Origin of the sequence: Pontibacter sp. BAB1700 (assembly GCF_000277005.1) — a bacterium.
GTDB classification, from domain to species: domain Bacteria; phylum Bacteroidota; class Bacteroidia; order Cytophagales; family Hymenobacteraceae; genus Pontibacter; species Pontibacter lucknowensis.
The window spans coordinates 1-9914 of sequence record NZ_AKIS01000033.1 but is presented as its reverse complement, the minus strand read 5'-3'; the positions used below and the strand labels follow the sequence as shown (position 1 = coordinate 9914).

The 9914-nt window shown below is 49.3% G+C and carries 10 protein-coding genes and 1 pseudogene; 5 read left to right on the top strand and 6 right to left on the bottom strand.

What is annotated here, in order from left to right; all coding sequences use genetic code 11:
- Window positions 1-105: 105 nt before the first annotated feature.
- A complete protein-coding gene (locus O71_RS21420; RefSeq protein WP_007653757.1) occupies window positions 106-831 on the top strand; it encodes a hypothetical protein in 726 nt (241 codons plus the stop codon).
- A 4-nt stretch (window positions 832-835) separates the two neighbouring features.
- Window positions 836-1378 (top strand): OmpA family protein, encoded by a 543-nt coding sequence (locus O71_RS04600; RefSeq protein WP_007653755.1) that lies wholly within the window; start codon window positions 836-838, stop codon window positions 1376-1378.
- Window positions 1379-1567: 189 nt separating this feature from the next.
- On the opposite strand, the gene O71_RS04595 is transcribed toward O71_RS04600, so the two are convergent.
- From O71_RS04595 to O71_RS04575, 4 genes and pseudogenes are all read right to left on the bottom strand, one after another.
- Window positions 1568-2068 (bottom strand): cupin domain-containing protein, encoded by a 501-nt coding sequence (locus O71_RS04595; RefSeq protein ID WP_007653754.1) that lies wholly within the window; start codon window positions 2066-2068, stop codon window positions 1568-1570.
- A gap of 80 nt (window positions 2069-2148) precedes the next feature.
- The gene (gene gmd / locus O71_RS04590; protein WP_007653752.1) at window positions 2149-3261 is read right to left on the bottom strand and encodes a GDP-mannose 4,6-dehydratase; all 1113 of its coding nucleotides are present in this window, start codon (window positions 3259-3261) and stop codon (window positions 2149-2151) included.
- Window positions 3262-3314: 53 nt separating this feature from the next.
- Window positions 3315-4249: pseudogene (locus tag O71_RS04585) on the bottom strand (GDP-L-fucose synthase family protein).
- A 272-nt stretch (window positions 4250-4521) separates the two neighbouring features.
- Window positions 4522-5349, bottom strand: a complete 828-nt coding sequence (locus O71_RS04575) for a DUF481 domain-containing protein (RefSeq protein ID WP_007653751.1) — start codon at window positions 5347-5349, stop codon at window positions 4522-4524.
- A 160-nt stretch (window positions 5350-5509) separates the two neighbouring features.
- Between O71_RS04575 and O71_RS04570 the strand changes: the two genes are divergently transcribed.
- From O71_RS04570 to rmuC, 3 genes are read left to right on the top strand one after another with little or no spacing between them, the layout of a single operon-like run.
- A complete protein-coding gene (locus tag O71_RS04570) occupies window positions 5510-5983 on the top strand; it encodes a hypothetical protein (RefSeq protein ID WP_007653750.1) in 474 nt (157 codons plus the stop codon).
- Window positions 5984-6040: 57 nt separating this feature from the next.
- On the top strand, window positions 6041-6712 hold the full coding sequence (locus O71_RS04565) for an HD domain-containing protein (RefSeq protein WP_007653749.1): 672 nt from the start codon (window positions 6041-6043) through the stop codon (window positions 6710-6712).
- 55 nt (window positions 6713-6767) lie between these two features.
- On the top strand, window positions 6768-8099 hold the full coding sequence (rmuC, locus tag O71_RS04560; RefSeq protein WP_007653748.1) for a DNA recombination protein RmuC: 1332 nt from the start codon (window positions 6768-6770) through the stop codon (window positions 8097-8099).
- 65 nt (window positions 8100-8164) lie between these two features.
- Here rmuC and O71_RS04555 read toward each other — a convergent pair whose 3' ends face one another.
- Both O71_RS04555 and O71_RS04550 read right to left on the bottom strand, forming a co-directional pair.
- Entirely contained in the window at window positions 8165-8884 is a 720-nt protein-coding gene (locus O71_RS04555) for a pirin-like bicupin family protein (RefSeq protein ID WP_007653747.1), read from the bottom strand.
- A gap of 145 nt (window positions 8885-9029) precedes the next feature.
- On the bottom strand, window positions 9030-9803 hold the full coding sequence (locus O71_RS04550) for a LexA family transcriptional regulator (protein ID WP_007653740.1): 774 nt from the start codon (window positions 9801-9803) through the stop codon (window positions 9030-9032).
- Window positions 9804-9914 lie beyond the last annotated feature (111 nt).

Below are 9914 nucleotides of genomic sequence, written 5' to 3'. Positions count from 1 at the left end.
TTGCTGTTTCAGATTATAAAGAATATAGATCCTTTATCTTAATTGCAGCATATGCGACAACAAATTTTACAATTATTGAAATTTTCGCTCGTAGCGTTTATAATCATGGGCATTCCCCTGGCGGCAATTGCTCAAAACGCTGATCAGAAACTTAACTTAAGCCTCTATGGCTCTACCCTTTCCTACAAAGGTGAGCAGCAGCATCAGTTCTGGCCGAACACGAATAAGTATGGAGAAGGTAATAACAAAAACGTATTTAATTGGGGAGGTGGCATCGGCCTGAACAAATACCTTAACCCTTCTTTTGATGCAGGCTTTCATCTTACCTATAATAAGGTAAAGGCCTCCAACCCGAATGAGTTTTTCGAAGCTGATCTGAGCAGTGCCATGCTGGGCCTCCGCTTAAAAGCTTATGGTACGCTGCTTAAAGAAGATGCCTTTATCGGCCCGTACCTGTCACTTTACGGTGGTGGCGTATATGCCAATAGCGCCGGAAATGCAGCTCCTGCTGCAGGTATGCCTGTAGTGCCTTATACTGAAAAGTTTGTGAGCCTGGCAGGAATGACCGGCGCCGGTATCCGTTTCAGGTTCACTGACAATATCAATGCTTTTGTTGAGTCTACCTGGATGGTGACAGACTCTGACAAGATAGACGGTCGCGACCAGGGCAACTGGGAGCAGTACCTGCGCCATAATTTTGGGCTAGGCTTCAACCTTGGCAAAGCAAAAGATACAGATGGGGATGGGGTGCCTGACCGAAAAGACAAATGCCCGGACACCCTGCTGGTGTTCAGGTTGACGAAAACGGCTGCCTGTCGACACGGATGGTGACAGTGTGCCGGATTACCAGGACCAGTGCCCTACCGAGGCTGGTACAGCCGACTTAGGTGGTTGTCCGGATCGTGACGGAGATGGTGTAGCTGATAAAGATGACGCTTGTCCTGACGAAGCCGGAACTGCCGCTACAAACGGTTGTCCTGACAGCGACGGCGATGGCATAGCCGACAAAGATGACAAGTGCCCGGACACACCTGCTGGAACTGAAATAGACGCTGATGGCTGTCCTGTGAAAGTAGAGCCTGTGGCGATAGACGAGCGCACCAGCAAGCTGCTGCAGGAGAAAGTGCGTTTCGCTTTCGGTTCAGCTGACTTAACTGATCAGTTCAGGCTATACCTGGATAGTGTGGCTGTTGCCTTGAACAAATATCCGGAACACACGCTCTACATCAATGGCCACACCGACCACGTTGGCTCTGAGCAGTTCAACCAAAAGTTGTCTGAGCAAAGAGCTCAAGCCGTGAAAGATTACCTGATCACGAAGGGTGTCGAGAACCCAGACAGATTGATCATCCAGGCTTCGGCGAGACAAGGCCATTGATCAAGGTGAATGAGCGCTTATCCCTCCGCAGAACGGCTCAGGAACGAGCCAGAAACAGAAGGTCGAGTTTGAAACTGATCAGAAAAAGAAGACCACAGATCAGTAAATCTTCCCGAACACCATACACAAACAAAAGGGAGCAGGCTATTAGCTTGCTCCCTTTTGTTTTAGGTAATAATTACTGCCATTCTACCTCCCAAAATCATCCTGCACGCGCACAATGTCCTCTTCATCCGATGGATTATCTGCATCTGTGTGTTGCCAGATCTCAGCAAGCACACCCCAGTCCTGAAGGCCCACCAGTCTGTGTCGCTCACCTTGCTTCAGAGTGATTACATCGCCTGTGTTCAGCACTTGTACCTCTCCTTCTATATCTGTCTCACTTGTCACTACGCCTACCTGCCCCTGTAACACTGTCCAGATCTCAGCCCTGCGATGGTGGTACTGCCAAGACAATCTTTTCTCTGGAGCCACAACCAAAATTTTAGGGCTTAGCTTACCAGCAATCTTTAGAGAGTCAGCTGATAGACCATTAAAATATTTAGAGGCAAAAGCAGGTGCCTGTCCTTCTTCTATCACAAAGAAACCACCCCAAGGTCGACTTTCATCGATATTAACGGTTTCAAAAGACTGTGCTGTAAGCTCTTGCGCTATCTGATTAAAGATGGTTGATTTCGAAATCTCTGTCATATGTATCTGCTATAAAAAATATAAAAAAAAACGGTGAGCAATTAAGCTGCCCACCGTCTTCAAATTTTGTTCAGCTATTGTTATTCGTGGTAGTTCAAAACGCGGTGACCGCCTTCCATCAGGTAAGTATCGCGCTTGAAGAGCTCGATGTCGTTCTGCATCATGTCTTTCACCAGCGCTGGCAGGTCGTACTTCGGCGTCCAGCCCAGCTTCTCCTTCGACTTGGTGGCGTCACCGATCAGCAGCTCCACCTCCGTCGGACGGAAGTAGTTCGGGTCCACGCACACCACCTCTTTGCCGATCTCGATCTGGTACTCCGGATTGTTGCAGGCGGCCACGTAGCCTTTCTCGTCCACGCCTTCGCCCTTGAACTCGATCTCGATGCCCACCTCGGCAAATGACATCTTCACGAAGTCACGCACCGTAGTCGTAACGCCGGTGGCGATCACGAAGTCCTCCGGCTCATCCTGCTGCAGAATGCGCCACATGGCCTCCACGTAGTCCTTGGCATGGCCCCAATCACGCTTGGCGTCCAGGTTACCCAGGTACAGACCGTCCTGCAGCCCCAGGGCGATGCGGGCGGCGGCGCGGGTGATCTTGCGCGTCACAAACGTCTCGCCTCTTAATGGCGACTCGTGGTTGAAGAGGATGCCGTTGCAGGCGAACATGCCGTAGGCCTCGCGGTAGTTCACCGTGATCCAGTAGGCGTAAAGTTTAGCGACAGCGTAAGGCGAGCGCGGGTAGAATGGCGTGGTCTCCGTCTGCGGAACAGCCTGCACCAGCCCGTAAAGCTCGGAGGTGGAGGCCTGGTATACCTTCGTCTTCTTGGTCAGCCCCAGGATGCGGATGGCCTCCAGGATGCGGAGCGTGCCCAGTCCGTCGGCGTTGGCCGTGTACTCGGGCGTGTCGAAGCTCACCTTCACGTGGCTCATGGCGGCCAGGTTGTAGATCTCGTCGGGCTGCGTCTCCTGGATGATGCGGATCAGGTTGGTCGAGTCGGTCAGGTCGCCGTAGTGCAGCTTGAAGTTGATGTTCTTCTCGTGCGGGTCCTGGTAGAGGTGGTCGATGCGCTCTGTGTTGAACATCGAGCTACGGCGCTTCACACCGTGTACTTTATATCCTTTGCTCAGTAAAAGCTCCGCTAAGTAGGCGCCGTCCTGTCCGGTTACGCCAGTGATAAGGGCTGTCTTCATGTGATATACTTGTTTAATGTAATTCTCTTTTTATGGTTGTATATAAGGTATGACTAAGCAGTCACGTATTTTTCTTTGAAATCGGCATAGGCCAGTGCTATACCTTCGCGCAGCTCAATTTTGTGTTTGAAACCAAGGCTGTGCAGTTTGCCCACATCCATCAGCTTACGTGGTGTACCATCCGGCTTAGACGTATCAAACTCGAGCTCGCCTTCATAGCCAATCACCTCTTTGATCAGCAGGGCAAGGTCCTTGATAGAGATATCCTCTCCCGTGCCGATATTCACCAACTCGCGACCGTTGTAATTGTCCATCAGGTACACACAGGCGGCTGCCAGATCATCGGCAAACAGGAATTCTCGTTTCGGACTGCCCGTACCCCATACGGTAACAGTGGGTGCGCCGTTGTCTTTAGCCTCATGTATTTTTCGGATCAGGGCCGGCAGTACATGCGAGTTTTGAAGGTCGTAGTTGTCGTTATAGCCGTAAAGGTTGGTCGGCATTACGCTGATAAAATTGCTATCGTACTGGTCACGGTAGGATTCGCAAAGCTTGATGCCCGCTATTTTGGCAATGGCGTAAGGCTCGTTCGTCTGCTCCAGCGGTCCGGTGAGCAGATATTCTTCCTTGAGTGGCTGCGGGGCCATTTTCGGGTAAATGCAGGAAGACCCCAGGAACATCAGCTTCTTCACTCCGTTCAGGTGTGCGGCGTGGATGATATTGGCCTCGATCATCAGGTTGTCGTACAGGAACTCTGCCCGGAAGGTGTTGTTGGCGTAAATGCCCCTACTTTGGCTGCTGCCAGAAACACGTAGTCCGGCTGCTCGTTCTCAAAAAATTCCTGCACTGCCCGCTGGTTGCGCAGGTCCAGTTCAGAAGAGGTTCTTGTAATGATGTTTTTATACCCATCGGCCTCCAAACGACGCAGAATGGCAGAGCCTACCATGCCCCGGTGGCCAGCAATGTAGATTTTAGAAGTTTTTTCCATCGATAAAAAAGTACAAATGTGTGCAGTTGAAGCACGCTGGACTTACCAGTTATATTGTTTAACGTCACGTATCAGAATTGTGCGTTCTGATTGCGGGAAAATTACTTGAAAGCACAACAGGCACTTGCTCGTAACACATATCCCATGACGCAGCTTACGCCAAAGTCGACTGCATTGTTTAACACAATGCAAATAATATTAAAAAAGTTTGATATAAACTTAGGAAAGAGCGGTGCAAATACTGCACATACTGTTATGAACAAGCTGCTTTACTAAAAATCAACCTGTAGTCCATTCGTGATGGCGTAGATAAACTTCGTGACCGGAACGATGGGTCTGTCCTCGTAGGTAAAGTTGAAGTTGGTGCGCATCGATACACGTCCGACCAACCGTACCGTTAGCCCCAGATCACCGCTGATGCGGTTACGGAAGCGGCTGATATCATCGTCATAACCTGTCTGAAAATAGGCTATGTTATTTGTCTCCACATGCTCTGATAATTTGGAGCGCAGACTGATGTAATTAGTGGACTTGAGCAAATCCGCTACACGGGTTACACCTTCCTGCTCCGGATCTTTCCAGCTTTCGTGCTCATGCATCAGCCCTGTCCCCGCAAACCAGGAAGTATTGTCTGTGCGATAAAGTAGCCAGCGCAAACCCCCGCCTGTCAGAATACGCCGCTCCAGGCCACGGGCAAGGTCTGTCTGGTATTGAGTAAAAAGCTCATAAGACATCTTGCGGCGACTAAACAGATTTACTCTGAAATGGGAGTAACCATTGCTGGCTACGGTGTTGCGCAATTCGCGCGAGTCATAGTTTACCAGCAGGTAGTTATAATAGTTGAGCAGCAGGTAGGTATGCTTTTTGGAAATATAAGCCAGATCCCCGTTGAAAGTAAGCTGCAGAAAGTTGTTAGGGTTGTTACGACCCGCATTGCGGTTGAACATCGAAAAGTTAAGCCCTGCCTTGCCTGTCAGAAAATCAGCCGTGTCACGCTCTACCCTCGAACGCTCAATATTTAGAATCTGGGCATCAGCCTCTGGAGTAGCATAGAAGAGAGAGAGCAACAGAATAATAAATATGGCAGGTATAGTACGCATGATGGTTTACTTGCAAATGAGTAGGTATAGCTGCAAAGGTATAAAGCCCGGGGGAGCTATGAAAATCAGGCTGACATTCACAACATTTGGAGCATCTGCCGTTTTATAATAGAAGGAGATGATACCTCCCCTTACACGTTCACCTATAAGTACCAAGCATATGGCAAGAAGTTCAGCACAACTGGTGGCGGCTATTCGCCAGACAGCCAACCGACTGGCACAAGGCGCCAATTACCAATGGGGTCATATGGGCAGCTGCAATTGCGGCCACCTGGCCCAAACGATTACCCAGCTTGAAAAGGGTTACATACATGGAGCAGCCATGTGGCGACATGGCGACTGGAACGAACAACTGCGCGACTACTGTCCGCAAAGTGGTCTGCCCATGGATGAGATCATCGACCAGATGCTCTCCTGGGGGCTCTCCAAAGATGACCTGGCCCACCTGGAACGACTCTCCGATGCCAAAGTTATCGAAATGCTGTCTCCTGAAAGACGCTACTTAAAACATAACGAGCGAGACGATGTGGTGCTATACCTGAACGCCTGGGCTGAGTTGCTCGAGCTGGATTTGCTAATAGTACCGACCAAACAAGGGATAGCCATTGAAGCTGCGTCAGGTATAAAGGTATAGAACCGCCTTTGTGCCTTTCCAGGATATTTCGCAGTTTTGGGAAATATACCTTATACCATGCAGCAACAAGCCATTATAGACGCAACCGCAAACTATGTAAGAGAACAACTGGAAGGCGAAGGCTCCGGCCATGACTGGTGGCACATCTACCGGGTATGGAAAAACGCCCTCTACATTGCCTCACAGGAAAAAGGAGCCGATACTTTTAAAGTAGAGCTGGCGGCACTGTTGCACGACATAGGCGATCATAAGTTTCATAACGGCGACGATACCGTTGGACCGCGCATGGTGCGGGAATGGCTTGAAAGGCTGCAGGTAAATAATGCCCTGATTGCAGAGATCTGTGCCATTGTCAGTGGCCTGTCTTACAGAGGGGCCGGCACCTCCTCTGCTATGCCTACACTCGAAGGGCGCATTGTACAGGACGCAGACCGACTGGATGCAATTGGCGCTATAGGTATAGCCCGTACCTTCGCTTACGGAGGTCATAAAGGTCGCGAACTGTACAACCCAGCTATAGCCCCTGTGCTGCACGATAATTTTGAAGCTTACAAGTCCAACACAGCACCCACCATCAACCATTTCTACGAAAAGCTGCTTCTCCTGAAAGACCGGATGCATACGCCAACTGCCCATGCCATGGCCGAAAAGCGCCACCATTACATGAAGGATTTTCTGACCCAATTTTATGCAGAGTGGAATGCCACGGATCATTTGGAAGGCGACTGAAAACTAAAAAGGTTAGCATCTGGTTTGAAATGCTAAAAAAACATACCTTTACTGTATGGAGATATTGGTAGGTATAGCAGCATTTCTGGCTGGACTCGTTATAGCTTATCTGGCTATGAAGGGCAAAATAAACGCACTGCAAGATAAGTTTAATCAGGCAGTGGTAGCGCAGGGCGTTCTGGAGGGCCAGGCCCGGCACCAGGCGCAGGAAGCGGAAGTCCTGAAAAATCAGCTGCGGGAGGCCCAGACAGAAACAATGGAGCTGACTAATGCACTGACTAAGACGGAAACAGACTACGAGCACCTGCACCAGCGCATGCATGAGCAAGCCAGGGAACTGGAGCAATTGCGTGAAAAATTCCTGCAGCAGTTCCAGCATATCTCTAACCAGGTGCTCATGACCAATGCCGAGCATTTCAATAAAGCTTCTTCTGAAAACCTGGAACGGATCCTCACCCCACTTAAAGATCGCATCCGTGAGTTCGAAGCGAAAGTAGATCTTACCTATGAGAAAACTCTGAAGGATAGCATTTCGCTGAAAGAACAGATCAATCAGTTGTCGGCCCTGAACCAGCAAATGAGTCAGGATGCACTTAATCTGACGAAAGCCCTCAAAGGCGAAAGTAAAACGCAGGGTAACTGGGGCGAATATCTGCTGGAAAGCCTCCTTGAAAAATCAGGCTTACGCAAGGGTGTGCACTACGAGCGTGAAGAAGTGCGGCAGAATGACGAGCAGAAGGTATACCGCCCCGATGTGATTGTACGCCTGCCCGACTCCAAACACCTGGTGATTGACTCCAAGCTTTCGCTGGTGGCTTACGAAGCCTACTGCAGTTGCGATGATGAGGCGCAGCTGGAGACTTACCTGCGCAGTCACATCAGTTCTATCCGGACCCACTACACCGATCTGGGCCGCAAAAACTACCACCGTCTGAGTGGCATCAACTCTCCGGATTTTGTGCTGATGTATATTCCCATTGAGCCAGCCTTTAACCTGGCACTGCAGCATGACCAAAACATTTTTACAGACGCCTTTGACAAGAATATTGTGCTGGTGACCACCTCCACCCTACTGGCCACTTTGCGTACGGTGGCTGGCGTATGGCGACAGGAGGACCAGAAGAGAAACGTGTTGAAGATTGCAGAGGAAAGCGGGAAACTCTACGATAAGTTTGTGGGTTTTGTGGAAGATCTCAAAACGGTCGGACGCCACCTGGAACATAGCCAAAGTGCCTATAATGGGGCCATGAACAAATTAACCGAAGGAAAAGGCAACCTGATTCGCAGAGTGGAAATATTGCGGGAGTTAGGGGCCAAGACAAGCAAACACCTGGATGAGCACCTCCTGCAGGAAGCCATTGCTACTCCAGGTGATGACCATGAATAAAAATCAATAAAGCGGTGGGCAGCCAATAGATGACCTGTCCACCGCTTTACTGATAACGAGATCTATTAATAATTTGCCTCAAGAGCAGGAACATCCACCAGGATAAAAGTGGCATCTGCAGTCCCCCGGATGGCAATCACCTCCTGCTCATCAAGTCTGATCTGGTCATGGCTGTCAGCTTCGACATTATTGACGAGCAGGCTTCCTGTCAGCACATAGATCAGTGTTCTACGAATCTTGAATGTTCTGAAAGTTATTTCTTCTCCCTGTGAGACGCTGCCATAGTACACCGTGGAATTGGAATTGATGTAAGTGACATCTTCCAGAACCTTCTGACCTGTCACCAAAGGTATAAGCTCGTCCTTTGCCTTTAGAAACCCTACATCCATCACTTCATAGGATGGTGCAAGCCCTCGCTTGTTCGGCATAAACCATAGTTGCAGTAAGTGGATCTCATCATCTGTATCGTTTGTTTCAGAATGGCTCACACCAGTGCCAGCAGTCATACGCTGTACCTGGCCCGGAGACACCGTTGTCTCATTTCCGATGTTGTCCTTGTGAGTCAAATCTCCTGATAGCACAATGGTCACAATCTCCAATTCAGAATGGGGATGGGTAGGGAAACCCGAGCGTGGACTTACATAATCATCATTGAAGACGCGAAGTGGACCGAACTCCATGTTTTCCGGATCATAATAATCTGCAAAAGAGAAGAGATAGTGGGAACGGAGCCAGCCCTCCACCTGGGCCTCATATCTTTGGGAAGCGGTAATTAATCGTATCATATCGCGCTTTTGTTTTATGCTATGCCTTTACGGATAATGGCGTTTGTAGTTAACTAGGCGCATAAAACAGGGCTAAAACAGCGCATCCTGCCCTATCAGAGGCAGGATGCGCTGTTTATACAATACTTAGGATGCTGTTAAAATATTAAGCTTTCTTCAGTTTAAGCATCTCTTTCTGAAGATCAAGCACAATGGATGAAAGCTTGTCAAGCGATATATCAGCGATCGGGAAAGTAGAGCTGATATAAGACTTGGCTTCCCAGATCTCCACTACATCATCAACCGGCAGCTCGTAAGGAGAATAGAGCGGATTGTCAGAGTGCAGGCGCAAGGTGGCAGCCTCTTTCACTTTATTATAGACTCGCTTGAACACAACTCCCTCTTTGCCACTGACAATGATGCAGGGAGTTCCATCTTTCAGCGTACTCCAGTCCTCTATAAACCGCCCAACAATGACAGTACCTGAAGCCAGAGGCAGCATAGAGTCACCACTGATCTCGAAGGCACGGTAAGTCCCGCCGCTGCCCAGGGTAGGAAGACGGAAACGTGGCAATTCCTCAATAAACTCAGGATCGGCATACCCGTTCAGGTATCCGGCACTTGCCTTATAAGGAACCAGCTCTATATTTTCGCGATCTTCCTGATCTACCGTAATGGCTAAAACACGCAATTTACCACCACCGGCCTGCCCTGGTTCAGGTTTATATGCCGGATCAGACAGGTCAGCAGTAATGAGTTCGTCAAGGGAAACCTCAAAAAGACGCGCAACATTGACCAGCGTGCTTAGCTTCGGCTCTGCCCTTCCCTCCTCGTACGCTCCCACCAACGAACGCTTGATCTCTAATTTCTCGGCAAGCTGTGCCTGGGTATAACCGGCCTGCTTGCGAAGGTGTCTTATATTCGATGTTACCTTTTCCACTCTTATTCTTTGTTCGTATCCTGATAATACTAGAGCACTCTGGGTGCTGGCATGTAAACATACTAAATATATACGTATTATACTAATTTTATTAGCAAATAATTAATCTGA